The sequence below is a fragment of the Flagellimonas oceanensis genome, assembly GCF_003992595.1.
Classification (GTDB): Bacteria; Bacteroidota; Bacteroidia; order Flavobacteriales; family Flavobacteriaceae; genus Flagellimonas; species Flagellimonas oceanensis.
In genome coordinates this window covers 212,561-238,762 of record NZ_RZNA01000003.1, presented here as the reverse complement: position 1 = coordinate 238,762, position 26,202 = coordinate 212,561, and the positions used below count along the sequence as shown (strand labels likewise).

The following is a 26,202-nucleotide window of genomic DNA, read 5'->3' as shown; positions in this document are numbered from 1 at the left end:
AATTTATGGACAACATTTATTTTTTGATTTTGGTCGCCTTGGGCATTTTAGCGATAGCCGACCTTGTTGTTGGTGTAAGTAATGATGCGGTTAATTTTTTGAACTCTGCCATAGGCTCCAAGGCCATATCATTCAAGACCATAATGATCGTTGCCAGTGTTGGCATCGCATTTGGTGCCATATTCTCAAGTGGTCTAATGGAAGTTGCAAGGAAAGGCATTTTCAACCCTGGCGAGTTTTACTTCGATGAGATCATGTTCATTTTTATGGCCGTGATGATTACGGACATTTTGTTGTTGGATTTCTTCAACACCTTGGGAATGCCCACATCCACCACAGTTTCCATAGTTTTCAACCTTTTGGGTGCAGCTGTGGCCATGGCCATCCTAAAAATCGCGAAAACCAATGGCAATTTCTCCGATGTTGTCAACTATATCAATACGGACAAGGCCATTGAGATCATTGTCGGCATTCTATCGTCGGTTGTAATAGCTTTTACCATCGGTGCGGTTGTCCAATGGGTCTCAAGACTTCTTTTGTCATACCAATACCAGAAAAAGGCCAAATGGATTGGAGCTGTTTTTGCTGGAATAGCCCTTTCCGCAATCTCCTATTTCATCTTATTGAAGGGCATCAAGGGAACTCCTTTTGCCGACCAGACTTATGGTTTCATCGGGGGAATTACCATAAAAGAATTTTTGGAGACGGAAATATACAAGGTAGGGTTTATAAATTTCGCCTTTTGGTCCATTGCTTCCTATGCATTGATACAATTTGCCAATGTGAACATATACAAGGTAATCATTGGCGTGGGAACCTTTGCCCTTGCGCTTGCCTTCGCGGGAAACGACTTGGTCAACTTTATCGGTGTGCCCATCGCAGCATGGCAATCGTACCAAGCGTGGGTCGGCTCTGGAGTGGCCGCCTCAGAGTTCAGCATGGGGATATTGGCCACTAAGGTGGAAACCCCCACCCTATTGTTGTTCCTTTCCGGTATGATCATGGTGGCAACACTATGGTTGTCGAAAAAAGCAAGGTACGTCGCCGATACAGAGATAAACCTTTCCCGTGAAGGCGAGGCCAATGAAAAGTTTCAACCCAACTTTTTGTCCAGAAGTTTGGTTAGATTTTCCATAAGTCTTTCCACCTGGGTATCCCAGGCCGCGCCCGCATCATTGCAAAGACAAATCAACATGCGATTTGAAAAACCAACGGTAAACCTATCCAAGGACAAGGTGCTTCAACTACCTGCTTTTGATATGATTAGAGCATCTGTAAACTTGATGGTTGCCGGCATCTTGATCTCAATTGCCACATCGTACAAATTACCGCTCTCCACAACCTATGTGACTTTTATGGTGGCCATGGGCACTTCCTTGGCAGATAGGGCCTGGGGTGCGGAAAGTGCGGTTTACCGTGTAGCAGGTGTACTTAACGTAATTGCAGGTTGGTTCAGCACTGCGATCATTGCCTTTATAGCCTCGGGAGTTATTTTATCCCTTATCAGTTTTGGTAAAGGTGCTGCAATTGCAATATTGCTATTTGCCGCCGTTCTCCTTTTGGTAAGAAACTATATCTCCTATAATAAAAAGTCAAAGGAAATAAAGGTTGAAGATCGTTTGAGAAGGGCCGAGAGCAGTTCCATACAAGGGGTTATCGAGGAGAGTGCGGCCAACATTGCCAATGTGATAAAACGAAGCAATAAAATCTACACCAACTCCATTAATGGGCTTGCCAAACACGATTTGGATTCCTTGAAGAAAAATAAAAAGCAGGGCAAGAAGCTTGCCTCTGAGATAGAGGATTTAAGGGAACATACCTTTTATTTCATCAAGAATTTGGAAGAGGCCCACATTGGTGCCAGTAATTTCTACATCAATATCATGGGCCACCTAACGGATATGTCCCAATCATTGGAATATATCGGAAAGGTTAGCCATAATCATGTGCACAATAACCACAAAAAGCTTAAGTACAACCAAATCAAAGAGCTAAAGGAAATCGACAATAAGTTGGAAGAGATCTTCAATGGCACCCAAAAAGCATTTGAAGAACGGTCTTTTGAGCAAATAGGAGCCATTTTGGATTCGAAACAAGAGTTATATGATCTGGTCTCACAAAAAATCGACATCCAAGTCTCAAGAACAAGGACCGAAGAATCCAGTCCAAAAAACACCACCTTGTATTTCTCGATTTTGCTTGAAACAAGAGATCTAATTACTGCGATGATGAACCTTTTGGAACAATATTATCGTGAACACGATAGTACTGTGGCCCCCGCTACGATAGAAAAGGATTAGTTAGCGTGTGATCATACATCTAAATCAAGGATAGACGCTTCTATCGGTAAAAATTCATTTCGTCCATATACTTCCAAACGGCATGCGGGAGCAATGGGCGAATGTTCTTACCCTTTTTATGTGCTTTGCGTATAAAAGTGGATGATATTTCCATGATCGGCGCATCCACCTTCGTGATCTTTGGGTGTCCGTTAAATTGATGGTCTATTGTGCCATCGGAAATCCGAGGGTACACATGAATTGAGTAGTTTTCCAAAAGGGCTTCATAGTTTTTCCATTTGTGGAAACCTTTCAGGTTATCCTCCCCCATAATCAGTGAAAATTGATGGTCTTGTCCATACTTTTCATCCAGATGGGCAAGTGTGTTGGAGGTATAGTTGGGCTGGGGCAAATCGAACTCTATCTTGCTCGGTTTTAACTTGGGATAGTCCTGTACGGCTTCGAACACCATCTGATAGCGATGATTGTCGTCCAACAGTGATTGCTTTACCTTAAATGGACTTTGCGGGGTAATGACGAACCAGACCTCGTCCAAATCGGAAAACTCCACCAAATGGTTCGCTATGACCAAATGGCCTATGTGTATCGGGTTGAAGGTCCCAAAAAAGAGCCCTACCTTTTTCATATTTCAGTCTTCTTTTGGAGGTATCTTGGCCCCAACGAAGTCGGCGACCAATTTATGGGCCTCCTCCAAAGCTACATCGAGGTCGTAGTTTTTGATGATCTTATCAAACTGTGGGGCGGTGGCCAATTCCACAGATGCCTTGGCAATCCTCATGTTGATTTTATCGTCGCTCTCGGTACTTCTCTTTTTCAGTCTGATTTTGAGCTCATCCACACTTGGTGGCTTTACAAAAACGGCCAATGTTTTTTCGGGAAACTTCTTTTTGATGCGCAGTCCGCCTGAAACATCAATATCAAAAATCACATTTTTTCCTTCTGCCCAGAGCCGTTCCACCTCACTCTTCAAAGTGCCATAAAAATTATCCCGGTACACTTCTTCCCACTCCAGAAAGTCACCGTCCTTGATATGCCTTTTAAATTGTGAAACGGACATGAAATAGTAATTGACCCCATTCTTTTCCTTTCCCCTACGTGGGCGTGAGGTAGCTGATATGGAGAATGCCAAATTCAATTCAGGTTGATTCAATAGGTGTTTTACAATGGTGGTTTTACCACTGCCCGAAGGTGCCGAGAAAATAATAAGTTTACCGCCTTCCGTCATAGCACATTGAGCATTTGTTCCTTGATCTTTTCGAGTTCGTCTTTCATTTGCACCACCAATTGCTGCATGGGTGCATAATTGGCCTTGGAACCGATGGTATTGATTTCCCTACCGATTTCTTGGGAAATGAACCCTAGTTTCTTTCCGTTGGATTCAGTCGAGTTCAAAGTGGTTTCAAAATACTTTAAGTGGTTCGCCAAACGCACTTTTTCTTCTGTAATGTCGTATTTCTCCAAATAATAGATGAGTTCTTGCTCAAACCTATTGGCATCCAGTTCGATTTTCAAATCCGCAACCGCTTTTTCCAAACGCTCGCGTACTGTTCCCAAACGTTCAGGGTCCATGGTTTTAACCGCTTCCAAAAGTTCGTTGAGATTATTCAACCTGGCCACAAAATCCTCCTCCAGGACCTTTCCTTCTTCATTCCGGAACTCGACCATTTTAGCCAGGGCTTCGTTCAGGGCATCTGTAATCGCCTTGTATTCCTCTTCATCTATTTCATCCTTGTCGGTTTTAAGGGTATCAGGCATCCGTAGAGCCATTTCCAACAACTTGATATCATCCCCTTTGGCAATTTCGGCCAACTGTTCCATGTAGTTTTTTACCACTCCAGTATTTACCTCTGCCGTGGTTTCCTCTCCTGTTATTTCCACATAAAGGTTAAAATCCACCTTACCCCTATTCAAGGCAGCCGCAATGATTTTACGGAGCTCAAGTTCCTTTTCCCTGTAAAATTGGGGCAGTCTGGCATTGATATCCAAATTCTTGCTGTTGAGCGATTTCAACTCAATGGTAATTTTCTTGGAGGGAAGCTGTACTACATGCTTCCCAAAGCCTGTCATGGATTGAATCATATAGATATGATAAATTTTGCCAAAGGTAACCAAAATAGGTTTCTGGCCCCTAGGGTATTTCTATTTCCAAATGGGATAAAGGGAGCTATTTCAACTCCCTGACCCAAATATTTCTATAACTGACCCGACTGTTATCGCCATGATCCTGAAGTCTCAACGGTCCTTTTCCGTGTGGTGGATTTTTAGGCCAACCGATATATGGCGTTGTTCCTTTGATTTCCACATGATCTTGAACCAATACACCATTGTGAATCACTGTCAAGGTTCCCGATTTCACTTTCTGACCTTTTTCGAACTCGGGTGCATGATAAATGATATCGTACGTATTCCATTCTCCAGTGGGCACTGAGGCCATGGCCAAGGGTACGTGCTGTTTGTAAATGGACCCTACTTGTCCGTTGACATAGGTGTCGTTATCGTTATTGTCCAACACCTGAACTTCGTACAAACCGTTCAAGAACACACCGCTATTGGCCCTATGCTGGCCTTCTTGCTGCACTTCTGCTGGTGATTTCCACTCGATATGAAGCTGGATACTTCCAAAGTTCTGTTTCGTCTGAATGTCTCCAGTCCTGTTTTTAACGGTCATGCTGCCGTCATCGTTCAAGATCCATTTGGCAGCAGTACTATCTGCGGTACTGATCCAATTGTCCAACGATGTTCCATCAAAAAGTACAATGGCATCACTTGGTGGCGCCCCATCTTCTCCTGGGGTTACTTTTGGCGGTACGGGTTTGTAAAATTCTGTTTGTTCCGGCTTGGTGGGCTCAACTTCTTGAGCGGACATAAATCCGACAAAAAGCAGTGACAAAGCCAATAGTTTGCTTGTTAATTTTGACATGCTACAATTCTTTGATTTTAATGTTTCTGAAGGCTACCTCATTGCCATGGTCTTGCAATCCGATTTTACCTGTTTTAAAAGCGGCAAAATCTTCCCAATCGGCAAATTTTGAATTGGCTACCAACGCTTCCCATTCGGGCCCTTGTACTGGAAACTCCACTATTTTGGTTCCGTTCAAAACCACATGTCCCTCGTTGGTTTTATGATTGATCATCAATTCGACCGAATTCCATTCTCCTGCAGGCTTCACTACATCTTCGGATGGGGGGATGATATCGTACAGCGCACCTGCTAAACGGTCCTCGCCATTTTGCGCATCAGGGTGCCTTTCATCATCCAAAACTTGGATTTCAGGTCCCGTGACATAGGGCTGTCCATATTTTTCATCTTCTTTTACTCCCCAAAAGAAGCCACTGTTACCGCCTTCGGCAATTTTCCAATCCATGGTAAGCACAAAATCGGTAAACTCTTCATCGGTTACCAGGTTGTAATTGGCACCTTCGGGCCTTTCCTCCGGTGGGTAAAGTACCATGGCCCCATCTTCCAACGTCCAAGGTTCTGTGACCTCTCCGCCATTGTACATGTGCCAGCCATCAAAGCTTGTACCGTCGAACAGGGTCGTCCACTCCGATGTGGTTTCCTCAACGACCTCTATTATTTCATCCTCGGTCTCTTCTTTGTTTTCTTTTGGTTTGTCCTTACACGCAAATGCAACGGCAAGGGCTACGAACAGCAATGGTTTTCTCATAATCCTAATATGTTTTTTAGTTTTTGTTTGTCAATATCCGCACCGGCAAAATCATCGAAAGTTTTGGTGGTTGCTTCTATAATGTGGTCTTGAATGAATTTGGCTCCTTCGCGTGCGCCTTGTTCCGGGCTTTTGATGCAGCATTCCCATTCCATTACGGCCCAAACATCACATCCGTATTGGGTCAGTTTGGAAAAGATGGTCTTAAAGTCTATTTGACCATCCCCCAAGGAACGGTACCTGCCTGCTCTATCTCCCCAATCGTTGTAACCGCCAAAGGCTCCTTTTTTTCCGGTTGGGTTGAACTCTGAATCCTTTACGTGAAACGATTTGATGAATTCGTGATAAAAATCTATGTATTCAATGTAGTCCAATTGTTGCAGCACAAAGTGGCTGGGATCGTAAAGGATATTTACCCTTTTATGATTTCCCGTTGCTTCCAAAAAGCGTTCAAACGTATCGCCATCATGAAGGTCTTCGCCTGGATGAATCTCGTAGCATACATCGACTCCCTGTTCATCAAAATGGTTCAGGATGGGCATCCAACGTTTGGCCAACTCCTCAAAGCCCATCTCCACCAAACCTGCTGGACGCTGTGGCCATGGGTGAGCGGTATGCCAAAGTAAAGAACCGGAAAAGGTAGCATGTACATCAAGTCCCAATCTACGGCTCGCAGTTGCCGCTTTTTTTACAGTTTCGATGGCCCATTTGGTTCGCTCCTTTGGCTTCCCGTGCAATGCTTCGGGTGCAAAGTTATCGAACATGATATCATAAGCTGGGTGTACCGCCACCAATTGTCCTTGCAAATGCGTGGACAGTTCGGTTATTTCCAGGCCGTAGGAATTAACTTTTCCTTTCAGCTCATCGCAATAATCCTGGCTTTCCGCCGCTTTGTCCAAATCGATGAGAAAGGATTCCCAAGTGGGTATCTGAATTCCCTTGTACCCCAGGTCTGAGGCCCATTTACACATTCCGTCCAAAGTATTGAACGGGGCTTGACTGTCCACAAATTGTGCTAAGAACACTGCTGGTCCTTTAATTGTCTTCATTATATTTAATTTTAAGAAATTAGGAAATCCCAATTGAATTGGGATTTATCTTCTATATTTAAGAAAAAAACTATGCTATTTTTACGTCTCATGTGGTAAGATATAAATATAGCGATTCGTTAACAATTAATACAGCTTACAGTTTTTTTTTAAATACTACTTATGGAAAATGCTTCTGCCCGAAATCTGTGGGGTGATTTTTTGGACGCCCATTTAGAATTTGCTTCCCAAGATGCACCCAAGGTCATTCATTTCTGTGATAATGAAAAAGACGCCAACTTATGCGCCGATTTGGTCTGCAAAGAGACCAAAAGGGCCACTAGCCATTCTTTACAAGGATTGCAACTACGTAATGAAGCTTTGCCCAAAATCGGGGATTTCTATGTGGTTACCGATTGGGAGGGACATGCCAAATGCGTCATACGCACCACTGCGGTAAAACTTCTTCCCTATTTTAGCGTTCGGGAAGCGCATGCCCGTTTGGAAGGGGAGGGCGACAAAAGCCTGGAACATTGGAAAAAAACACATTGGGACTATTATACCCATGAACTTGCTAAGTTTGGCAAGACACCCAAGGAAAGTATGATCGTGGTGTTCGAAGAGTTCGAGATGCTTCATAAAAAATAATGGCCGCCCGTGGGCAGCCATTATGTCTACTTTTTAGGGTTTTGGATTAATCCATATCAACCCAAATATTCCCTTGTTTGTGTGAAGCTACGGTGTTCTCTATAAAGTTGAGACCGCGAACCCCGTCCATCATGGTCGGGAACTCGCCACTGTTATATTCCTCGCCGCGAATGGCCCGGGCCACGCCCAAATAAATATTGGCCATAGAGTCAAAGATACCTTCTGGGTGGCCCGGAGGTAATTTGGTTCCATCCAAAGACAAGTCTGAATTATATTCATGACCTGGTTTGTACACCTGTAACGGTTCAGGGTCGTTAAGTCTGTAAAGATAATTGGGGTTTTCTTGTTCCCATTTCAAGCCTCCTTTTTGACCGTAAATCGCAATGGTCAGGTTGTTCTCTTCCCCTGTGGCCACTTGACTGGCCCTGATTACACCTTTTACGTTCTTGTCCATACGGATCAAGGCCGTACCGTCCATATCCATTACATTATCGTCGTACATATAGTTGAAATCGCACAACAGGGATTGCACTTGCAAGCCTGTCGTGTACTCGACCATGTTAAAGGCGTGCACCCCGATATCCCCCATACAGGAACTGATACCCGCTTTTTCAGGGTCCAGTCTCCACACGGTCCCTCTCTTTTCCTTATCGTGAATGATAGGGTTCATCCAACCTTGATAGTATTGTGCATCCACCTTGTGTACTTTCCCGATGGCCCCCTCTTTGATCATTTCACGCATTTGACGCACCATGGGATACCCGGTGTAGGTATGGGTAACCGCAAATACGGTTCCTGCTTTTTTAAGGGACTCCTGCAGAATCTTGGCTTCTTCGTAGGTAGTCGTCATCGGCTTTTCGCAGATAACGTGGAACCCATTATCCAACAGTTTCTTTGCCATTGGAAAGTGAAGGAAGTTAGGTGTAAGGATGGAACACACCTGAATACGCTCGTCCTCTGGAAGCTTCAATTCCTCCTCAACCAGTGTATCAAAATCCTTATAGATTCGGTTGGTGGGAACATCGATTTCCTTTGCAAAGGCGATACTATCTTCCAAATCTGGGTTGAATACGGCACCGACTATTTCATAATTATCATTAATGAAGGATGCTACCCTGTGCAAAACCCCGATAAGGGAATCGCCACCTCCTCCAAGTATTCCAAGTCTAATTTTTTTAGGCATTTTCTATTGTTTTATTTTCTTTAATTATACTACTTCTTCTGCGGTATGGCCTTGGGGCACTCTTCGCTCTTCCAACTTTTTCCTCAATAGGAACAGAATGGAGAACAAAATCAGTACCGCCAATGGGAAGAACATCATTTTTCCCAAAGTTGCCTTTCCTGCTGCCAGTTCCGCTACCTCATCGGTCAATCCTGATGCAACGGCCGTTTCTTTGGCGGAATCCAACCATCCCCCGATCACAGGTTGCCAAATGGCGGTGGAAAACATTCCTGCTCCACCCACCAAGGACATTCCCAATGCACCGGTCCTTGGAAGGTATTCTGAGGTAAAACCAATCATGGTAGGCCAAAAATAACAAACTCCCAAGGCAAAAAGAATAGCCGCCAGATAAATCATGGACCCTTCGGCAACACTCATACTGTAAACTGCCGCGGTGGTGATCAAAGCGGACATGACCAGTACACCAATAGGGTTTAGCCTATGTACTATGGGGCCCGCAAAAAATCGTCCTATGGCCATAATACCGGTTACCATGGCCAACACCAACATGGGGCTTGCTCCCGAATTACCTAAAATTCGCTCTACCCATTGCTGTGGCCCAAACTCGGATATCGCGGTAAGCGTCATACATATCATGATAAAAATGAACAAGGGGTCGGCAAGACCTTTGATGTTCTTGGTGGTATCGGTTTCGATATGCTCGCTTTCCGGAAACTCTTGTTTAAAGAACATATACCCGTAGATAAGGGTTGGTATCAACATGACCGCAATCTGCAATTGCCATCCCATTCCAAAATCCGTCATGAACTTGGAAATCAGCGAACCGATCACGATACCCCCGGGGAACCATACGTGGAAACGGTTCAGCATGGCTGTACGGTTCTTGGTGAACATATCGGCGATCATAGGGTTACAGGCCGCTTCCACAGAACCATTGGCAAAACCGATAAAGAATGTGGATATGATCAAGGTCCAGAAGCCTCCGGCCATAATGGTCATGACCAATCCGATAATATGGCAGACAAATGCCGTTACCATGAGTTTGCGCGCTCCAATTTTATTGTAGAGCAGACCTCCAAAGATCATGGCTATCGGGAACCCAAAAAAGCCCATACTGTTTATCCAACCCAATTGTTGATTGGAGAGCATGAACTCCTCCCCCAACTGGGTCAATATTCCCGCTCTAATAGCGAAGGTCATGGATGTAACCACCAGCGAAATACAGGCCGCTACAAATAGCTGATTCTTGTTTACGTTTTTCATGTTTGTTTCAGTTAATTTTTGGTTGTATCTATGATTTTTATGTCACTTCTTCTGAATTTTAAATCAAAGTTGAACCACTTAACGACCGATTATGTGCCTATCGGTGTTCCATGATTATGATTTGTACTCTACTTTCTCATTTTTGAATATCAGCGCAAACAAGATAAATACCACCGCTGCAAACGCTGCTGGATAAATCCAGATGCTCTCCCAAGCATGGGCACCATCTTCCAAGGTCAGGGAATCGGTGATTTGTCCCGCAATCCAGAAACCTATCAACATTCCCACTCCATAGGTGGCCAGGGTGATCAAGCCCTGTGCAGCACTTTTGTACTTTTCCCCTGCTTTGGTGTCCGTATAAATCTGTCCTGAAACGAAAAAGAAATCGTAACAGATGCCGTGCAACGCTATTCCAATGATCAACATAAACGATAATTCATCGGCATTACCGTATGCGAAAAGCAGATAGCGCACCGTCCATGCCAACATACCTACCAATATCGTCTTCTTAAACCCGAATCTGGTAAAAAAGAAAGGCAGTGCCAATATAAAAAGTGCTTCGGAAATTTGTCCTATGGCCATTTTACCCGTTGGGTTGGCCAAGCCTATTTCCGCTAAAAAAGGATTGGCATTTTGATAATAAAAAGCCAAAGGAATACAAATCAATACGGATGAAATAAAGAACACCAAGAAATTCTTATCCTTTAAAAGCTTTAATGCGTCCAATCCCAATACATCGGAGATGGTCACTTTTTCACTTTTATCCACTTTTGGTGGAGTTTTAGGCAAGGTAAAGCTGAACAGTCCCAAAATTGCAGAAGCTATCCCGGCCATCAAGAATGTGTTCTTGAGCATTCCCGCTTCCAAAGCCTCCGGCGAATCCCAAACAAAGAGATAGCTGATCACAAGTCCGGCAATAATCCATCCGATGGTTCCAAACACACGGATATTGGAAAATTCCTTCGCTGGGTCCTTCATTTGATTGAACGAAATGGAATTGACCAAAGCCAATGTTGGCATGTACAAAATCATGTAACCCAACACGTAGGGATAGAAAGCAACAAAATCCTCGGATTGATACATTTGATACATCAAAAATGCACCTATCAGGTGCAGTACGCCCAAAATCCGTTCGGCATTAAAATATCTGTCGGCGATCAATCCTATGATAAATGGAGCGATAATAGCTCCCCACGATTGTGTGGAAAACGCCATGGATGACTGCCCTGCCGTTGCTTCAAGATTGCTTCCAAGGAATGTTCCAAGGGTAACAAACCAACCTCCCCAGATAAAAAACTCGAGGAACATCATAAAGGATAGTTGGAATTTGGTTTTAATATTCATGTTGGTATATTAAAATTAGTAATTATCGTTTGTAATGCACATAATCCAAAGGTTCAGGCACGCTTCCCGCATTTCTCAACTCCATCATAATCTGCCCTCTATGGTGCGTGGAATGATTGATGATATGAAATAGAATGTCCTCCCGTTTATTTGAGAAATTCTTTCCCGCACTGTTGGTGTATTCCACTCTGTCATCAAAAGTATCCGTGTTGGATACAATTTCAAAGGAAGTACGTTGATTTTCATAATGAATGTCTTCCCACCTATTCACATTGTGCAGGTCCCAAACGCCAAACTCAATTGGTCTTCCCTGAATTCTTTGGTTCCAAATATGATGGGCATTGAGTATATGACTAAAAAGTCTAATGCAGTTGTCCGGAACTTGGTCCAGACCACTGCATTGTTCAATTATTTTTTTGTTACAATAGAAATTGTAATCGAAGAGCTGTTGTAAAAATCCCTTCATCTACCCATTCATATTTGTTGACTATTCCAATACTTTTTCCAAAAGTGCTTTGGTCGCCAATATTCCTTCTTCTTCGCTAAGTTCGGAGCCTTCATATTCCACGCCTACAAAACCTTCGTATCCGGAGGCCACCACAGTATCCATGATCCTTTCAAAATCGATCACGGTTTCATTGCCATTCTCATCAAAATTATAGGACTTGGCACTCACACCTTTGGCATAGGGCATCAATTCCTTTACTCCTTTATATTTGTCATACTCTTCCACACATTCAGATGAATAATAGTCCCCTTCTGCTCTCTTGATACAGAAATTACCAAAATCAGGCAGTGTACCGCAATTGTCCATGCCCACTTTCTCCATAACTTCTGCCAACAGTTGCGCATTGGAAGATGGTCCTCCGTGGTTTTCCACAATGATGTTGATGTTCTTGTCCTTGGCGTAAGTGGCCAATTGGGTAAGTCCTGCTACAGATGCAGGCATCCATACTTCGGGGTCCATGCTTCCGTTAAGGTTGACACGGATAGAGTGACAGCCCAAGGCTGCGGCTGCATCAACCCACTTGTAATGGTTTTCCACTGCCTTTGTTCTTTCCGCCTCATCGGTAACGGCAATATCTCCTTGGCCGTCCACCATGATCAAAAGGTTCGTAAGTCCATATTTTTCACTTTCGGCCTTGCTTTTTTCCACCCAGTTGTTCATAGCTTCTTCAGAAAAATCAGCTGCCTGAAGTTCTTCATAATACAGGGCGCTTACATATTCCAATCCTTCAAAACCCCATTCGTTTGCTTTTTCGGCAAACGTGTAGGGATCTACACCTTCTTCAAAAATCATTTTATGGATGGACCATTGCGCCAATGAAAGTTTAATGTCTGGCTTGGTCGCTTCAACAGCCACTTCTTCTGTGGTATTTTCTTCAGCGGAATCCTTTGGACCCTGTTTACAGGAATAAATCCCCAAAAAAGCCACTAAGATAAGTGTGGCGATACTTTTCTGTGCTAAACTACTTCTGCTCATATTTTTACGTTAGTTAATTTCTTACGGAATCCAAAAACTACAACGTTATAGTGCTGAATTCTCAATAAACATAGGGATTAAATGTAGAAAATTAATTTAATAATTAATACATTTAGCAAATAAACAATCCGAATAAATGAGTAAATTTTATTACAATCAGGAGCAGGAATCCTATGATGCCATCGTGGTAGGTACGGGTATCAGCGGTGGTTGGGCTGCCAAGGAATTGTGCGAAAACGGTCTCAAGACCTTGGTCTTGGAGCGTGGACCCATGGTAAAACACCGTGAAAGCTATACAACGGCCGATAAAGACCCATGGGATTTTCCGCATGCCGGGCAAGCAACCCGAGAAGACATTAAGAAACAAGAAAAACAATCCAGAACGGGCTATACCACTGGAGCAGCTTCCAAGCATTGGTTCGTGAATGATTTGGAGCACCCTTACAACGAAACCAAGCGTTTCGATTGGATGCGTGGATACCATGTAGGTGGTCGTTCCATTATGTGGGGCAGACACAGTTACCGCTGGAGTGATATTGATTTTACAGCCAATAAGAATGAAGGTATTGCCGTGGATTGGCCAGTACGCTACAAGGACATTGCGCCTTGGTACGATAAGGTGGAAAGCTACATTGGGGTATCCGGTGAAAATCTGGGCTTGCCACAATTGCCCGATGGTCAGTTCGAGCCCATGATGGAGTTGAACTGCGTGGAAGATCACGTAAGAGGAAAGGTCGCCGAGCATTTTGGCGGTCGTGTGATCACTGCCGGTAGGGTAGCTCACATTAACAGTGACAAGAAATTTGAAGGCGATGGCCGTGTTCGTTGCCAGTTCAGGAACCGTTGCATTAGAGGTTGTCCTTTCGGAGCATACTTCAGTAGTGTTTCCTCTACTTTGCCAGCTGCCGAAGCTACGGGAAACATGACACTGCGACCTGATTCCATTGTACATGAGGTAATTTATGACCCAAACACCAAAAAAGCCACGGGTGTCAAGGTCATCGACAGGGAAACCAATGAAGAATTCGAATTTAAGGCCAAAGTGATTTTCCTTTGTGCTTCCGCCATTGCATCCACTTCCATTCTGATGCAGTCCAAATCCGATAGATTCCCTGATGGATTGGGCAACGATTCCGGAGAACTGGGCCACAATGTGATGGATCACCACTTCCTTGTAGGTGCATCCGGCAAATTTGATGGATACGAAGACAAATACTACAAGGGCAGAAAACCAAATGGAGTGTACATCCCTAGATTTAGAAACCTTGGTGGTGATTCCAATATGAAGGATTTTGTTCGTGGGTACGGTTACCAAGGCGGTGCCAACAGGGGCAATTACGAAGAAATGGTTGCCGAGGCCGCTTATGGAAAAGCTTACAAGGATGCCATGATGACCCCAGGGGGATGGAACATGAGCATCAACGCTTTTGGAGAAACACTTCCATACCACGAGAACAAAATGACCTTGGATTACGACAAAAAAGACAAGTGGGGCCTACCTACCGTGACTTTTGACGCCGAAATCGGAGAGAACGAGTACAATATGCGTAAAGATATGCAGGAACAAGCTGTTCAAATGCTTGAAAAAGCAGGAGCCAAAGATGTTACCGCTTTCGATGCACCATACGCGCTTGGACTTGGAATCCATGAAATGGGTACGGCCCGTATGGGATTTGACCCTAAAACTTCCGTGGTCAATGGCAACAACCAAGTACACGGATGTAAAAACGTATATGTTACCGATGGTGCCTTTATGACCTCTGCAAGTTGTGTCAACCCATCGTTGACGTACATGGCCTTTACTGCAAGAGCAGCCAACCACGCCGCTCAAGAACTTAAAAAAGGAAATATATAATGGAAAGAAGATCAGCACTTAAAAATATGGGGTTGGCTTTCGGTTATGCCGTGGCCACGCCAACGTTATTGTCTTTATTGCAGAGCTGTAAGGACAAACCTGCCTTTGCCGAATGGACTCCAAATTTCCTGAGTAAAGAGCAAGGATATGCCATGGCACAGACCTTGGACGTCATCCTTCCAAAAACGGATACACCTTCTGCTACGGAAATGAACGTCCATACCTTCATCGATGCTTATTTGGATGAAGTTATGCCTTTGGAGCAAAGGGATTTCGTAATCATGAAAATGAACAAATTCTACGATAAGGTGCTCGCTGATTCAGGCAAGGAATCCTTGATGGACATCGAGCCCGCGGATATAGAGCCTGCCCTGCAGACCTATCTTAGAAAACGTTCAGATGAAGAGGAGGAAGCCCATTCTGAAGCTATTATGGCCTATACTGAAGCCATCCGAGAAGGTGGAGAGGGTAGTTTGGACGATGATATCGCACGTTTCTCCTTTGCCAACGACCTAAGGGATCTGGGTACATGGGCCTATAAATCATCGGAATATATCGGTGAGGAAGTACTGGCCTACGCACCTATTCCTGGCGAGTATATCCCATGCGGCGATTTGGAAACATTGACCGGCGGCAAAGCATGGTCCTTGTAAACCATACAGTGCCATAAAAACCAAAAACCTCCATCAAAAATGGAGGTTTTTTTTATATCCTTTATCTTAAGAAAAATACCCCGGATTGTTCTTATGTGGGGTGAACTTGTCCGAGGTATTGAATCAATAAACACTATCACACGTACTGATATTCAGTACAAAAACTGCATCAATGGAAACAAATCTTTGCAGTCGTGCAGTAATTCCTTGCTTTTTCAAAATGGACCCAAGCATAACCCAAATCCGATTCAACAGCAATAATGAACTTTGAAGTCTGCACGGCAAAGATTTAAAAACCAAGCCATATTTTAAAGGGCCACTTTATAAAACAGCCATAAAGTTTTTAACATAAAATGTTGACATCTAGATATGGAGAGCTGAATTGTGAAGTCGTAAGTATGGGACCCCCAAAATAAAAAGACCAGATAAAGTACTTACCTGGTCTTGCTTTTATGATGAACTGGCCTCTGGCCAAAAAATATTACCAAAGAGTACGGCCTCTTCAATCGAGCCTGTATATAATCCTTCTTTGTTATAGGTAGTTCCCCCGAAACCTAAAATCAAATCCAGATTGTGGCCTAACCGAAGATGAATTGTGCAAGCGGTTTATACAATCAAAAGATTGGTTGCTGTGGCCGTACAATTATTTGGTAATACAAAATTTAAAAGAGCACATGGTTGTTACCTTTTATTTCGTGGCAACGACCTTATTCCAATCCGAACCAAGTTCGGTGTTATTCCTTTCCGATACTGCGGCAAAAACCAAAGCCACAATCAAAATCAAAAACAATATTGCACATTTTCTCATTATCTGGCTATTTGAGATTGTCCCATCATTTTTGGACATGCCGAATATAGACAACAAAAAAGCTCACATATGATTTCTATGTATAAACTGTTCCCTTTTATGTATAATTGGATTTTTGGTTTTTAACCATTGTAGTCTTTTTCTTATATTATTTTGCTTTAATCTTAAAAAACTCACCGTTTTTCCCTTGATTTCCCTTTTCTTACCAGTTATACGCACTACACATCCATTAACACATAATTTTAGTACTATGTGGAGAATAATCCTAAATTTGATATTACCTATATTATCCAATGTTAGAAGCCGTAATAGTTGATGACGAAATAAAAGCCCTCCAAAGTCTGAGTTGGGAACTTACCAACTTGAGCGATGAAGTGGATATTATTGCATCTTTTACAGATGCTAGGGAAGCTTTGGATTATTTGGAACAGAACACTCCGGATTGTTTGTTCCTGGATATTGAGATGCCTGCAATGGACGGGTTTCAGTTTATAAAAAATCTCAAGAACAAGGATTTTCCCGTTGTTATCACCACTGCTTATAATCAATACGCGCTACAAGCCTTGAAGAATGAGGCCATTGACTATCTTTTAAAACCCATTGATTCCGATGATCTTGAAGAGACCATTGGCAAAATAAAAAAGTTCAATGCCAAAAATTTGACAGTGGATCGTCTGGAAAAGATTCTTCTCAACTTCAATGCGGAATCCCAGAGCAAAAAAATCACCATCAATACCGATGGCAAACTGGTCTTCCTGAACAGCGATGATATTTTGTATGCCGAGTCCGATGGCAACTATAGTACCATATTCTTGGTCGATGGTCAAAAAATACTGCTTACCAAAAAACTGAAGGAAGTAAACACTCTTTTACCTGAAAACAGTTTCTTCAGAATCCACAATTCCTATATCATCAATCTCAACAAAATAAAGGAGTTTCTAAAAACCGATGGTTACGTGGTTTTGGAATCCAATCATAAAATCCCAGTTTCCCGGCAAAAAAAATCCGATTTTCTGGATATGCTTTAATACCGTTATGTTCCCGTGCCCATCGTAAAGTTCCATCACATCGAAAACCTGCATCGAGTACAAAGAAGCGCTTTGCTGATGCTTTTGCTGTTTTCGTTCCTTGGTGGATTGACCGCACAGGAGGTACCAAAGGAATTTCAGGAAAAGGCGGAAACCATTGTTCAACTTCAACCCCGCACTTATGGAGCTCTTGACAATGAACTTGACAATGAAAAAAGGGACACCACGCTTTTGCGATACTTTGAAAATCTGAGCAAGGAACACGATTATTTGGAAGGGCAGGCTTTTGCCCTGAACCTATTGGGAATGAAATACAGGAACATTTCCCAATACGAAAAAGCCGTGGCCCTCCACGAAAAGGCCCTCGCAATCTCTGAAGAAGCCAACAATACCGGCTTCAGGATTCTTAGCCTTAATATGTTGGGCGTGGTCTACCGGCGTACGGATGCCATCAAGACCGCTATAGACTACCACCAAAGAGCACTGGAACTTTCCGAACAGATAGAAGCCCCGTCCCACCACATTAAGAGGAGCATCAATGTTGCCTTAAACGGGATTGGAAACCTTTATCAAACCCTGGAACAGTATGATTTGGCCATATTGCAGTTCCGAAGGGCCCTTAAGCTGGAAGAGGAACTTGGAAACAAACTGGGATTGGCCATCAACCACCAAAATATTGGGCATTGTCTCGAAGAGAAGGGGGATTTGGAGGCTGCTCTGGAGAACTATCGAAAATCCTTGGCCTACAACGAGGAAATCGACTCGGACATTGGGAGGTTGATCTGTAAAAACAGTCTTGCACAGATCTATCTCAAGCAAGATATGCCATACCTTGCCCTGGTACTCTTAGAGCCCCTCCACGACGAATCGAAAAGAATAGGGGATCTTTCCATGTCGTCGGTGATTTATATCAATACGGGTTGGGCACATACCAAATTGGGCAATTACGAAAAAGCAAAAGGATTTATACAGGAAGGTCTGCAAATGGCTCAAAACAGAAACATGCCCAGCAATATTTTGTATGCCTACGAGAAAATGTCAGATCTGGAGAATGCCAAAGGTGATTTCAAACAGGCCTATGAGTATTACAAAAAGGCGGATCAGTACGACAAGGAAATCTCCAGTGCCACCAACTTGCGGTATATGAACGATATTATCGTCAAGTACGAAAACGATAAAAAAAACAACCAGATCGCCGTATTGGCCAAAGAAAATGAAATCGTACGCTTAAGGCTGAAGAAGAACCAAACCACCCTATTGGTAAGTGCATTGATCGTGGGCTTGATATCTTCCATTCTGTACATCCTTTACCGGCAATACCAGAGCAAAAATGAGAAAAGGGTACTCACATTGGAACAACAGATGTTGCGCAGTCAAATGAACCCCCATTTCCTGTTCAATTCCTTGAATTCCATCAAGCTTTACATTATCAACAACGAGCAGAAAAATGCGGTGCACTACCTCAACAAGTTCTCCAAACTGGTACGAAAGATTTTAGAGGCATCCTCCCAAAAGGAAATCCCTTTATCCGAAGAACTCGGGACCATGGAACTTTATATGAACATCGAGAACATACGGTTTTCCAACGAGATAGATTTCAAGATCGAGGTTGAGGAAGGCATCAACATCGACAACATCAAAATCCCATCTTTGACCCTTCAGCCCTTTTTGGAAAACTCCCTGTGGCATGGACTATCACCAAAGGATGGCGAAAAGAAGATTCAGATAAACGTAAAGCACAAGGATAAAGGGCATGTTACCATTGAAATCGTGGACAATGGTGTCGGCAGAACAATGGCCGAGGTAAACAAGGAAAACCGTGTATTGAAGAAAAAATCATTGGGAATCCGCATTACCAAGGAGCGCTTGGCCAATTTTGCAAAGGATTACCAGAACAAATTCGATGTGGATATTTTGGACCTGTTCGATGAAAATGGAGACCCGAACGGCACCAAAGTGGTCTTGGACATTCCTACGATTTAGTGTTTTCCGCAGCTACTTCTTCCAATTCCCTATACCAGTCTTCCCCAAATTTTTGGATGAGGGCGTCCTTCACAAACTTATAAATCGGGACTTTTAGCTCTTCTCCCAGGGCACAGGCAGGATCACATATCTCCCATTTATGATAGTTTACCGCGGTAAATTCGGTGTATTCCCGTGTCCGAACTGGATAGAGGTAGCAAGAAATCGGCTTTTTCCATTTAGTGGCACCAGCTTCGTGGGCAGCTTCAAGCCCGCACTTGGCTATGCCATCATCGGAAAAAATCACATAGGCGCACTCGTTGTTGTTTACCAAAGGGGTCTCCCATTCGCCGTCCTCGCCTTTCACAAAAGTCCCGTGTTCCTCTATAGCGGCAATGCCTTCAGGACGTAGAAAAGGCTTTACATCTTGATAAATGTTCACGAGCTTGTCCGTTTCGGAATCCTCCAATGGAGCTCCGTACTCCCCTCCCACGCAACATGCTCCTTTGCAAGCATTCAGGTTGCACACAAAATCGTTCTGCAATATCTCTTCGGACACAATGGTTTTTCCTATCTGGAACATAGTTTATCCTAAATTTTTCGGCAAAGGTAATCCAAAACAAAAAATTTGATGATTTCTAAACATTTTATGTAGTCCAAAAGTATTTTTTCGACGTAAATTTGCCGTCCGAAAAAAATGAGGGTATGAATTTTAACTTTAAAGAAATAGCGACCGCTGGAATGGTATTGTTTGCCGTAATCGATATTTTGGGGAGTATCCCGATTATTCTATCGCTTCGCAACAAGGTTGGACATGTACAATCCGAGAAGGCCTCCATTGTGGCCACTTCGATCATGATCGCATTCCTCTTTGTGGGGGAAAGCATTCTTTCTTTAATTGGAATCGATGTGAATTCGTTTGCTGTTGCCGGTGCCTTTATCATATTCTTTTTGGCCATAGAAATGATCTTGGGGATATCCCTATATAAGGATGATGAACCAGAAACTGCTTCCATTGTGCCCATAGCGTTTCCTTTGATCGCGGGTGCGGGAACCTTGACATCCATCTTATCCCTTAGAGCCGAATATCATGTGGAGAACATTATCGTGGCCATAATTATAAACGTTATCTTTGTGTACATCGTGCTTAAGTCCAGTGCCCGAATTGAACGTATTTTGGGTAAAAACGGACTCAATATCATACGAAAGGTGTTTGGTGTGATCTTGATGGCCATCGCTGTCAAGCTTTTTGCCACCAATGTGAATGAGTTGCTTTCGCACGCTGCTTAAAACATTGATATGAACAAGACTTTTGCCATAGTTTTAATTATACTCGCATTGGCACTGATAGCCTACAATGTGACCCTGGTCGATTTTGAAAACCCGCTTCAGGGCGATAGCACCGTTGCATTGATTGGAATAGTGGCTTCTTTGTGTGCCATAGTCCTCATGTTGATCTTTATGACCTCCAAAAAGATTGATAAAAAGCTGAAGAAGTAAATCAAGGCTTTATCTCAACCGCTCCCAACTGGGATTGGTCTATCTCGGCTTGATCCAAGGCTTTAACCCTTTTCAGCATGGCATCATAATCACCCTTGATCTGTGCAGATAGGTTTGGCGAATACAATTGTTCCGCAATATTGGCCTTTAGATAAGCTTTTATCTTATCCTCATAAGCGTAGAAATCCAATTTTACCTTGCGGTCCAATACAAACTGGATAAACTTGTCAAAAAGGATATCGTCCACATGGAACTCATCCAAAAATTCGTTTTGAGTGTACCCATCGTACATGGTTCTATCGTCTTCCAAGTGCTCAAAAACAAAGCGAGCAAAGAATTGATAGGTGTCGTCCATACTTTCTATGGCCTCTTCTTGGTTGCTCCCAATTGGCACAAAAACATCGGGGATAATGCCTCCACCGCCATAGACGACTTTACCTTTTGGGGTAACAAACTTCAAAGAGTCCGCTACTTTAATGCTGTCCGCTGAGGTAAGCTCTCCACTGGCATAGCGCTCCATGAACCTTTTGTAGTAGTCATGGTTGCCATCCTTGTACGATCTTTGAATGGATCGCCCCGTTGGGGTGTAGTATCTGGATACGGTCAACCTAACAGCGGAACCGTCCCCCAAATCCATCTCACGTTGCACCAATCCTTTTCCGAAGGAACGGCGCCCAACAATGGTTCCTATATCGTTATCCTGCAAAGCTCCAGCAATAATTTCACTGGCGGAGGCGGAACGTTCGTTGATCAGAACATAGACTGGTTTATCCTCAAAATCGCCTTTTTTTGTAGCAAACGCTTTTTTGATTCGTCCCTTTTTGTTCTTGGTAAAGAGGATCAGTTTATCATCTCCCAAAAACTCATCGGCCAATTTCTCGGCAATGCCCAAATAGCCTCCTGGATTGTCCCTGAGGTCCAATGTCAATTTTTCTGCACCTCTTAACTTCAACTTTCTCAAGGCGTCCTTAAACTCATCAAAAGTGGATTCCGCAAAGCGATTGATCTTGATGTATCCCATATCCTTGGTAAGCATGTAATAAGCATCCACACTGCGGATAGGAACACGGTCGCGAACCACGGGAACATCCATAATTTTATTCTCGGTCTTTCTATAAACCTTCAAATTAACCTTGGTGCCAATTTTACCTTTTAGGGTGGATACCACATCATCGTTGGCAATTCTTCTGCCAAAAAGTGTATCATTATCGGCCATTAGAATACGGTCTCCAGGCTTAATGCCGCTGATGTAACTAGGGCCGTTCTTGATGGTTCTTATTACCGTGATGGTATCATTGTACATGTAAAAGCTTACGCCGATGCCAGCGAAGTCGCCTTTCATGCTTTCGGCAACATCCTTCATTTCATCCTTTGGGATATAAACGGAATGTGGATCCAGTTTTCCCAAGATATTGTTCACGGTAACATCCACGATGCTGTCGGTGTCCACATCATCCACGTATTCATAGTCGATATAGTCGATGAGCCGGTTGAGCTTGTCCTTTTTTGAATTGGTGGAGAAGAGTTTTTCCGGGGAATCGTTAAAATGCAGTTTCCCTCCTATAAATATGCCGATGGCCACCGCAAGAGCAAGTAAGGTAGGCCAAATATATCCTTTGATTTTTTTCATATAGCAATTATGGTTTTAAACCATTTCTTCCAAAACTGGCATGTGTACGATTTCAACGCCTGCCCGTTCCAAAAACTTTATTCCAGAGTCGTCTTTGTATGCACTCTGATATACCACACGTTTTATGCCAGCTTGGTGCACAAGCTTACTGCACTCCCTACATGGCGATAGCGTAATGTACAAAGTGGCGCCCACACAGGATTGGGTGGAGGAAGCAACCTTAAGGATAGCGTTGGCTTCGGCATGGAGCACATACCATTTGGTATATCCTTCATCATCCTCACAAAAGTTCTCAAATCCCGTTGGGGTTCCGTTGTACCCATCGGAAATGATCATTCTATCCTTTACAATGATAGCCCCTACCTGTCTTCGTTTACAATACGAAAGTTTGCCCCATTCCTGGGCCATCCGTAAGTAAGCTTTATCATACTTTTCCTGTTTGCTCGCCTTCATAAATGCAAAAAACGCTGATAATTAAATAAATATACCTGCTTTGAGAGACCCTTACAACCTTATTCGATAAATTTTAACGAAGGTCCTACATTGGGAACGTAGCAATAAGCAAGGGTATTGTAATGGCAATGATCAAAATAGAAGCGACCGCAATAAAAATGGAACGTTTTACCTTCAATAGGTTCAAAACCACATAAGCAATGGTCAAAACCACCAAGATAACGGTTACCTGAGACAACTCTATTCCCGTTGCAAAGCCCAACAAAGGAGTGATTTTGTCCTCCTCTTCGGCCATCAACATTTTAAAATAATTGGAAAAGCCAAAACCATGGATCAATCCAAAGAACGCAGTGGCCAAAATGTGAAGAAAAAGTCCAACATCCAGTGCCTCCTTGTACACATAGGCAAAATTAAACAGGGCCGTGAGCAAAATGGTCACGGGAATCAAAAACTCGATCAATCCAACATCCACTGTGGCAACCTCGTAAACCGATAAGGCCAAGGAAGTACAGTGCGCAATGGTAAATATGGTGGCCAAGATCAATACACGCTTCCAATACTTGAAGGTAAAGGGCACCGCCAAAGCCGATAGGAACAAAATATGATCGTAGGCCCCAAAGTCCAATACATGGTCAAGCCCGAGTCTAATGTAGAACAGAAATTCCTGCATATGCTTTTGCTTTCAAATTTAACCAATAAAAACCATTCGTGCCTACCCGAAAACCAACACAACAATGTTTTATTTAAAATTAATCCAAATAATGGTTCGGATTTATGATTCAGCCATTATATTTGCGAAAATGACACAAAAGAGAAGTTTATATTGTAGTCCGTTAAACCATTTAACAAAAGTACTGTCCAATGGGATGTGTCCATTTGAAACAATGTAAACTTGCCAATTAAATAATAGCGCTATCCGAAGATATGGGAAAAAAGAAGAAATACGGAGTTAGGGATTTTATCAACGATGTGCACCTATGGTTGGGCCTTGTAAGCGGCATCATTTTGTTTTTGGTCTGTCTAAGTGGCACAATTCTGACTTTTGAAGAGGAAATAGAAGGTTGGTTCAAAGAGGATATGAAGGTTGAAGTGACCGGAGCAAAAAAATCACTCGCCACTTTGGTGAACGACCCCAACATCCAATCCAAAGGAACCTTGACGGGTTTGACGGTTCCTACCGATGAAACCTCTCCCTACGAATTCTCCATAAAGGAAGACCCAAAGCAACGACGGGGCACAACCTATGAAGTAAACCCATATACTGGTGATGTTTTAGCCCCTCAAAAAACCAGTGTCGATGATTTTATGTTCAGCATGTTCAAATTGCACCGTTGGTTATTGATGGATATAAAATGGGGAAGGCCCATTGTGGGTATCGCCACTATCATTTTCTTGATATTGGCCATTTCCGGGATTGTACTTTGGTTCCCTAAAAAAGTAAAATGGAAAACCGTTAAAGCTGGGTTTAAGGTCAAGACCAACGCCAACTGGAAAAGAATCAACCATGACTTGCACAACACTTTGGGCTTTTATGCCTGTATTTTGATCTTGATCATGGGCATTACCGGACTTTGTTGGTCCTTTGAAGGTTATCGAGATGGCTTGAGCGCCATCATGGGCACTAGGGTTTTTGGTAACCGTGGCGGAGGTCCGGAAGTTGATTTGGAAAGTCTGGACAATGGCAAATCCATCAACTTGGAGGAAGCCATAGCTCTGGCCAACAAGGAACTTGATTATGACGGCACCCTGTCCATTAGCCTCCCAAGTGAAGAAAATCCAGCTTACAGTTTTAGGAAGATCGCTGATGATTCTTGGTCCACTGTGGCGCAGGACAGGTTACAACTCCATGTATCGGGACAAGTGATCAGCAAGGAAATCTATGCGGATAAACCACTTAATGTAAAGATTGCATCTGCCATAAAAGCCATTCATACGGGAACCATTTATGGTACGTTCAGCAAATGGATTTATTTCTTGGCCTGCCTAATTGCCACTAGTTTGCCCATTACCGGAACCATCATCTACATCAATAAACTAAAAAAGAAGAGTAAAAGAAGAAAGAAATTGGCAATGGCTTAAGAAATGCCCCTTTCCTTTTGGATGGTCTCGTAGGCTTTTTGCACTTCTTTGAATTTTTCCTCGGCACCATTTCTGATGGCTTCATTTTCCGTGACCACACGATCGGGATGGTACTTTTTGGCCATTTTCCTGTAGGCTTTCTTTACCTCTTCATCGGTAGCGGTCTTCTCGATTTCCAATATCTTGTACGAGTTGTCCGTGGATTTGATGAACATTGCCATGATACTTTCAAAATCGTGTTGATTCACTCGAAAATATCCTGCGATTTCGCGTAACTTTTGAATTTCGGCCTTGCTTACCTGCCCATCGGATTGTGCAATGCCAAACAAAAAATGAAGCATTTGTAAACGCACCTCGTAGCGGGTACGCTGGACCATAAAATTACAGATGCGTTGGGCCGATATTTCGCGTTTTTTTATGACATCGTTAAACGTCCGGAATATGGCATTTGCCTTTTCTTTCCCGTAGGTACTCAAAAAGTATTGTCGCACATAATCAAGTTCCCGTTGGTTCACTTGGCCGTCCGCCTTGATAATAATGGAGCAAAGGGATAGCAAGTTCAACTCAAAATCAGCCGGGGACACCGATTGCCGGGTCACGTTTTCGAATACCGATCTTGATCGATTACCAGAAGCTCCAAAATTATCTAAAAAGGTCCCTACGATAAACCCTAGAACCGCTCCGGGAAATCTAAATAAAAAATAACCGAGAAAAGCGGCTATCCACTTGATCATACTTCAAAAATTAAAGGGCAAATATAGGGGTTTGATAGGTAAACAAAGCTTTAAGCAATGTTAAGGGTGATGAAAAAATCCTAACAATACCGTATCTTTGTACTATAATTAAAAAGAAGTCTATGTATCCAGAAGAATTGGTAAAACCTATGCGCGAAGACTTGGCCGGAGCCGGGTTTGAAGAACTACATACAAGTGAAGCTGTTGAAAATGCCCTAAAAAAGGACGGAACCACTTTGGTAGTGGTCAATTCAGTCTGTGGGTGTGCGGCGGCAAATGCAAGGCCAGCGGCCAAATTGAGCCTACAAAACAGTAAAACCCCAAATAATTTGGTGACCGTTTTTGCAGGTGTGGATATGGATGCCGTGGAAACAGCAAGAAACCACATGGTTCCCTTCCCTCCTTCTTCTCCAAGCATGGCTTTGTTCAAAGACGGAGAGTTGGTCCACATGATCGAAAGACACCATATTGAAGGTAGACCTGCAGAACTTATTGCAGAGAACTTGATGGAAGCCTACAACGAGTTTTGCTAGATCATCAAGCAAATTAAAATATGTAATAGGCCACCCTATAGGGTGGTTTT

General features: G+C 43.2%; 26 protein-coding genes. 10 read left to right on the top strand and 16 right to left on the bottom strand.

Annotation, left to right across the window (positions count from 1 at the left end; all coding sequences use genetic code 11):
* The first annotated feature begins 5 nt into the window (after positions 1 to 5).
* Entirely contained in the window at positions 6 to 2,300 is a 2,295-nt protein-coding gene (locus EO132_RS01170) for an inorganic phosphate transporter (RefSeq protein WP_127136209.1), read from the top strand.
* Positions 2,301 to 2,340: 40 nt separating this feature from the next.
* On the opposite strand, the gene nadD is transcribed toward EO132_RS01170, so the two are convergent.
* The 6 genes from nadD to EO132_RS01140 form a co-directional block, all read right to left on the bottom strand.
* Positions 2,341 to 2,925 (bottom strand): nicotinate (nicotinamide) nucleotide adenylyltransferase, encoded by a 585-nt coding sequence (nadD, locus tag EO132_RS01165; protein ID WP_127136208.1) that lies wholly within the window; start codon positions 2,923 to 2,925, stop codon positions 2,341 to 2,343.
* 3 nt (positions 2,926 to 2,928) lie between these two features.
* Positions 2,929 to 3,525, bottom strand: a complete 597-nt coding sequence (gene gmk / locus EO132_RS01160; RefSeq protein WP_127136207.1) for a guanylate kinase — start codon at positions 3,523 to 3,525, stop codon at positions 2,929 to 2,931.
* Positions 3,522 to 4,379 (bottom strand): YicC/YloC family endoribonuclease, encoded by an 858-nt coding sequence (locus tag EO132_RS01155; protein WP_127136206.1) that lies wholly within the window; start codon positions 4,377 to 4,379, stop codon positions 3,522 to 3,524. The genes gmk and EO132_RS01155 overlap by 4 nt, the downstream gene beginning before the upstream one ends.
* A gap of 85 nt (positions 4,380 to 4,464) precedes the next feature.
* The gene (locus tag EO132_RS01150; RefSeq protein WP_417935833.1) at positions 4,465 to 5,166 is read right to left on the bottom strand and encodes a 3-keto-disaccharide hydrolase; all 702 of its coding nucleotides are present in this window, start codon (positions 5,164 to 5,166) and stop codon (positions 4,465 to 4,467) included.
* Between the two features lie 55 nt (positions 5,167 to 5,221).
* Positions 5,222 to 5,968 (bottom strand): 3-keto-disaccharide hydrolase, encoded by a 747-nt coding sequence (locus tag EO132_RS01145; protein WP_127136204.1) that lies wholly within the window; start codon positions 5,966 to 5,968, stop codon positions 5,222 to 5,224.
* Positions 5,965 to 7,017 (bottom strand): sugar phosphate isomerase/epimerase family protein, encoded by a 1,053-nt coding sequence (locus EO132_RS01140; RefSeq protein WP_127136203.1) that lies wholly within the window; start codon positions 7,015 to 7,017, stop codon positions 5,965 to 5,967. Before EO132_RS01140 ends, EO132_RS01145 begins: the two co-directional genes overlap by 4 nt.
* A gap of 162 nt (positions 7,018 to 7,179) precedes the next feature.
* Between EO132_RS01140 and EO132_RS01135 the strand changes: the two genes are divergently transcribed.
* Positions 7,180 to 7,644 (top strand): ASCH domain-containing protein, encoded by a 465-nt coding sequence (locus EO132_RS01135; protein WP_127136202.1) that lies wholly within the window; start codon positions 7,180 to 7,182, stop codon positions 7,642 to 7,644.
* Between the two features lie 46 nt (positions 7,645 to 7,690).
* Here the strand turns inward: EO132_RS01135 and EO132_RS01130 are convergent, their stop codons facing one another.
* From EO132_RS01130 to EO132_RS01110, 5 genes are all read right to left on the bottom strand, one after another.
* The gene (locus tag EO132_RS01130; protein ID WP_127136201.1) at positions 7,691 to 8,827 is read right to left on the bottom strand and encodes a Gfo/Idh/MocA family protein; all 1,137 of its coding nucleotides are present in this window, start codon (positions 8,825 to 8,827) and stop codon (positions 7,691 to 7,693) included.
* 24 nt (positions 8,828 to 8,851) lie between these two features.
* Positions 8,852 to 10,090: an MFS transporter gene (locus EO132_RS01125; protein WP_127136200.1), complete on the bottom strand. Its 1,239-nt coding sequence runs from the start codon at positions 10,088 to 10,090 to the stop codon at positions 8,852 to 8,854.
* Between the two features lie 114 nt (positions 10,091 to 10,204).
* Positions 10,205 to 11,434 carry a nucleoside permease gene (locus EO132_RS01120; RefSeq protein ID WP_127136199.1) on the bottom strand — a complete coding sequence of 410 codons (1,230 nt, stop codon included), beginning with the start codon at positions 11,432 to 11,434 and terminating at the stop codon, positions 10,205 to 10,207.
* 22 nt (positions 11,435 to 11,456) lie between these two features.
* Positions 11,457 to 11,900: a DinB family protein gene (locus EO132_RS01115; RefSeq protein WP_127136198.1), complete on the bottom strand. Its 444-nt coding sequence runs from the start codon at positions 11,898 to 11,900 to the stop codon at positions 11,457 to 11,459.
* A gap of 21 nt (positions 11,901 to 11,921) precedes the next feature.
* Positions 11,922 to 12,917 (bottom strand): sugar phosphate isomerase/epimerase family protein, encoded by a 996-nt coding sequence (locus EO132_RS01110; protein WP_127136197.1) that lies wholly within the window; start codon positions 12,915 to 12,917, stop codon positions 11,922 to 11,924.
* Positions 12,918 to 13,053: 136 nt separating this feature from the next.
* On the opposite strand from EO132_RS01110, the gene EO132_RS01105 reads away from it, so the two are divergent.
* The 4 genes from EO132_RS01105 to EO132_RS01090 all read left to right on the top strand — a co-directional run bounded on the left by EO132_RS01105 (position 13,054) and on the right by EO132_RS01090 (position 19,244).
* Positions 13,054 to 14,772, top strand: coding sequence for a GMC oxidoreductase (locus tag EO132_RS01105; protein ID WP_127136196.1), 1,719 nt, complete (start codon positions 13,054 to 13,056; stop codon positions 14,770 to 14,772).
* Complete coding sequence (locus tag EO132_RS01100) at positions 14,772 to 15,425, top strand: gluconate 2-dehydrogenase subunit 3 family protein (RefSeq protein WP_127136195.1); 654 nt, start codon at positions 14,772 to 14,774, stop codon at positions 15,423 to 15,425. The genes EO132_RS01105 and EO132_RS01100 overlap by 1 nt, the downstream gene beginning before the upstream one ends.
* Before the next feature lie 1,101 nt (positions 15,426 to 16,526).
* Positions 16,527 to 17,261: a LytR/AlgR family response regulator transcription factor gene (locus EO132_RS01095; RefSeq protein WP_127136194.1), complete on the top strand. Its 735-nt coding sequence runs from the start codon at positions 16,527 to 16,529 to the stop codon at positions 17,259 to 17,261.
* A 15-nt stretch (positions 17,262 to 17,276) separates the two neighbouring features.
* Complete coding sequence (locus tag EO132_RS01090) at positions 17,277 to 19,244, top strand: tetratricopeptide repeat-containing sensor histidine kinase (RefSeq protein ID WP_127136193.1); 1,968 nt, start codon at positions 17,277 to 17,279, stop codon at positions 19,242 to 19,244.
* Here the strand turns inward: EO132_RS01090 and EO132_RS01085 are convergent.
* Complete coding sequence (locus EO132_RS01085) at positions 19,234 to 19,806, bottom strand: DUF3109 family protein (RefSeq protein ID WP_127136192.1); 573 nt, start codon at positions 19,804 to 19,806, stop codon at positions 19,234 to 19,236. The genes EO132_RS01090 and EO132_RS01085 overlap by 11 nt on opposite strands.
* 122 nt (positions 19,807 to 19,928) lie before the next feature.
* Here EO132_RS01085 and EO132_RS01080 point away from each other — a divergent pair, with 122 nt between their 5' ends.
* Both EO132_RS01080 and EO132_RS01075 read left to right on the top strand, forming a co-directional pair.
* Positions 19,929 to 20,513: a MarC family protein gene (locus tag EO132_RS01080; protein WP_127136191.1), complete on the top strand. Its 585-nt coding sequence runs from the start codon at positions 19,929 to 19,931 to the stop codon at positions 20,511 to 20,513.
* Between the two features lie 9 nt (positions 20,514 to 20,522).
* A complete protein-coding gene (locus EO132_RS01075) occupies positions 20,523 to 20,723 on the top strand; it encodes a hypothetical protein (RefSeq protein ID WP_127136190.1) in 201 nt (66 codons plus the stop codon).
* A gap of 1 nt (position 20,724) precedes the next feature.
* Here EO132_RS01075 and EO132_RS01070 read toward each other — a convergent pair whose 3' ends face one another.
* The 3 genes from EO132_RS01070 to EO132_RS01060 form a co-directional block, all read right to left on the bottom strand.
* Positions 20,725 to 22,353, bottom strand: a complete 1,629-nt coding sequence (locus EO132_RS01070; protein ID WP_127136189.1) for a S41 family peptidase — start codon at positions 22,351 to 22,353, stop codon at positions 20,725 to 20,727.
* A gap of 15 nt (positions 22,354 to 22,368) precedes the next feature.
* Positions 22,369 to 22,806, bottom strand: a complete 438-nt coding sequence (locus EO132_RS01065) for a deoxycytidylate deaminase (protein ID WP_127136188.1) — start codon at positions 22,804 to 22,806, stop codon at positions 22,369 to 22,371.
* 85 nt (positions 22,807 to 22,891) lie between these two features.
* Positions 22,892 to 23,476 carry a HupE/UreJ family protein gene (locus EO132_RS01060; protein WP_127136187.1) on the bottom strand — a complete coding sequence of 195 codons (585 nt, stop codon included), beginning with the start codon at positions 23,474 to 23,476 and terminating at the stop codon, positions 22,892 to 22,894.
* A gap of 254 nt (positions 23,477 to 23,730) precedes the next feature.
* Between EO132_RS01060 and EO132_RS01055 the strand changes: the two genes are divergently transcribed.
* A complete protein-coding gene (locus EO132_RS01055) occupies positions 23,731 to 24,885 on the top strand; it encodes a PepSY-associated TM helix domain-containing protein (protein WP_127136186.1) in 1,155 nt (384 codons plus the stop codon).
* Here EO132_RS01055 and EO132_RS01050 read toward each other — a convergent pair.
* On the bottom strand, positions 24,882 to 25,619 hold the full coding sequence (locus tag EO132_RS01050; protein WP_127136185.1) for a TerB family tellurite resistance protein: 738 nt from the start codon (positions 25,617 to 25,619) through the stop codon (positions 24,882 to 24,884). The genes EO132_RS01055 and EO132_RS01050 overlap by 4 nt on opposite strands.
* Positions 25,620 to 25,741: 122 nt before the next feature.
* Between EO132_RS01050 and EO132_RS01045 the strand changes: the two genes are divergently transcribed.
* Positions 25,742 to 26,152 (top strand): BrxA/BrxB family bacilliredoxin, encoded by a 411-nt coding sequence (locus EO132_RS01045; protein ID WP_127136184.1) that lies wholly within the window; start codon positions 25,742 to 25,744, stop codon positions 26,150 to 26,152.
* The last annotated feature ends 50 nt before the right edge of the window (positions 26,153 to 26,202 follow it).

What these genes read in the sequence shown, in the direction of transcription:
- EO132_RS01170 (WP_127136209.1), top strand. Translation starts at nt 6, where the DNA reads ATGGACAACATTTATTTTTTGATTTTGGTCGCCTTGGGCATTTTAGCG.
- nadD (WP_127136208.1), bottom strand. Translation starts at nt 2,925, where the DNA reads ATGAAAAAGGTAGGGCTCTTTTTTGGGACCTTCAACCCGATACACATA.
- gmk (WP_127136207.1), bottom strand. Translation starts at nt 3,525, where the DNA reads ATGACGGAAGGCGGTAAACTTATTATTTTCTCGGCACCTTCGGGCAGT.
- EO132_RS01155 (WP_127136206.1), bottom strand. Translation starts at nt 4,379, where the DNA reads ATGATTCAATCCATGACAGGCTTTGGGAAGCATGTAGTACAGCTTCCC.
- EO132_RS01150 (WP_417935833.1), bottom strand. Translation starts at nt 5,166, where the DNA reads ATGTCCGCTCAAGAAGTTGAGCCCACCAAGCCGGAACAAACAGAATTT.
- EO132_RS01145 (WP_127136204.1), bottom strand. Translation starts at nt 5,968, where the DNA reads ATGAGAAAACCATTGCTGTTCGTAGCCCTTGCCGTTGCATTTGCGTGT.
- EO132_RS01140 (WP_127136203.1), bottom strand. Translation starts at nt 7,017, where the DNA reads ATGAAGACAATTAAAGGACCAGCAGTGTTCTTAGCACAATTTGTGGAC.
- EO132_RS01135 (WP_127136202.1), top strand. Translation starts at nt 7,180, where the DNA reads ATGGAAAATGCTTCTGCCCGAAATCTGTGGGGTGATTTTTTGGACGCC.
- EO132_RS01130 (WP_127136201.1), bottom strand. Translation starts at nt 8,827, where the DNA reads ATGCCTAAAAAAATTAGACTTGGAATACTTGGAGGAGGTGGCGATTCC.
- EO132_RS01125 (WP_127136200.1), bottom strand. Translation starts at nt 10,090, where the DNA reads ATGAAAAACGTAAACAAGAATCAGCTATTTGTAGCGGCCTGTATTTCG.
- EO132_RS01120 (WP_127136199.1), bottom strand. Translation starts at nt 11,434, where the DNA reads ATGAATATTAAAACCAAATTCCAACTATCCTTTATGATGTTCCTCGAG.
- EO132_RS01115 (WP_127136198.1), bottom strand. Translation starts at nt 11,900, where the DNA reads ATGAAGGGATTTTTACAACAGCTCTTCGATTACAATTTCTATTGTAAC.
- EO132_RS01110 (WP_127136197.1), bottom strand. Translation starts at nt 12,917, where the DNA reads ATGAGCAGAAGTAGTTTAGCACAGAAAAGTATCGCCACACTTATCTTA.
- EO132_RS01105 (WP_127136196.1), top strand. Translation starts at nt 13,054, where the DNA reads ATGAGTAAATTTTATTACAATCAGGAGCAGGAATCCTATGATGCCATC.
- EO132_RS01100 (WP_127136195.1), top strand. Translation starts at nt 14,772, where the DNA reads ATGGAAAGAAGATCAGCACTTAAAAATATGGGGTTGGCTTTCGGTTAT.
- EO132_RS01095 (WP_127136194.1), top strand. Translation starts at nt 16,527, where the DNA reads ATGTTAGAAGCCGTAATAGTTGATGACGAAATAAAAGCCCTCCAAAGT.
- EO132_RS01085 (WP_127136192.1), bottom strand. Translation starts at nt 19,806, where the DNA reads ATGTTCCAGATAGGAAAAACCATTGTGTCCGAAGAGATATTGCAGAAC.
- EO132_RS01080 (WP_127136191.1), top strand. Translation starts at nt 19,929, where the DNA reads ATGAATTTTAACTTTAAAGAAATAGCGACCGCTGGAATGGTATTGTTT.
- EO132_RS01075 (WP_127136190.1), top strand. Translation starts at nt 20,523, where the DNA reads ATGAACAAGACTTTTGCCATAGTTTTAATTATACTCGCATTGGCACTG.
- EO132_RS01070 (WP_127136189.1), bottom strand. Translation starts at nt 22,353, where the DNA reads ATGAAAAAAATCAAAGGATATATTTGGCCTACCTTACTTGCTCTTGCG.
- EO132_RS01065 (WP_127136188.1), bottom strand. Translation starts at nt 22,806, where the DNA reads ATGAAGGCGAGCAAACAGGAAAAGTATGATAAAGCTTACTTACGGATG.
- EO132_RS01060 (WP_127136187.1), bottom strand. Translation starts at nt 23,476, where the DNA reads ATGCAGGAATTTCTGTTCTACATTAGACTCGGGCTTGACCATGTATTG.
- EO132_RS01055 (WP_127136186.1), top strand. Translation starts at nt 23,731, where the DNA reads ATGGGAAAAAAGAAGAAATACGGAGTTAGGGATTTTATCAACGATGTG.
- EO132_RS01050 (WP_127136185.1), bottom strand. Translation starts at nt 25,619, where the DNA reads ATGATCAAGTGGATAGCCGCTTTTCTCGGTTATTTTTTATTTAGATTT.
- EO132_RS01045 (WP_127136184.1), top strand. Translation starts at nt 25,742, where the DNA reads ATGTATCCAGAAGAATTGGTAAAACCTATGCGCGAAGACTTGGCCGGA.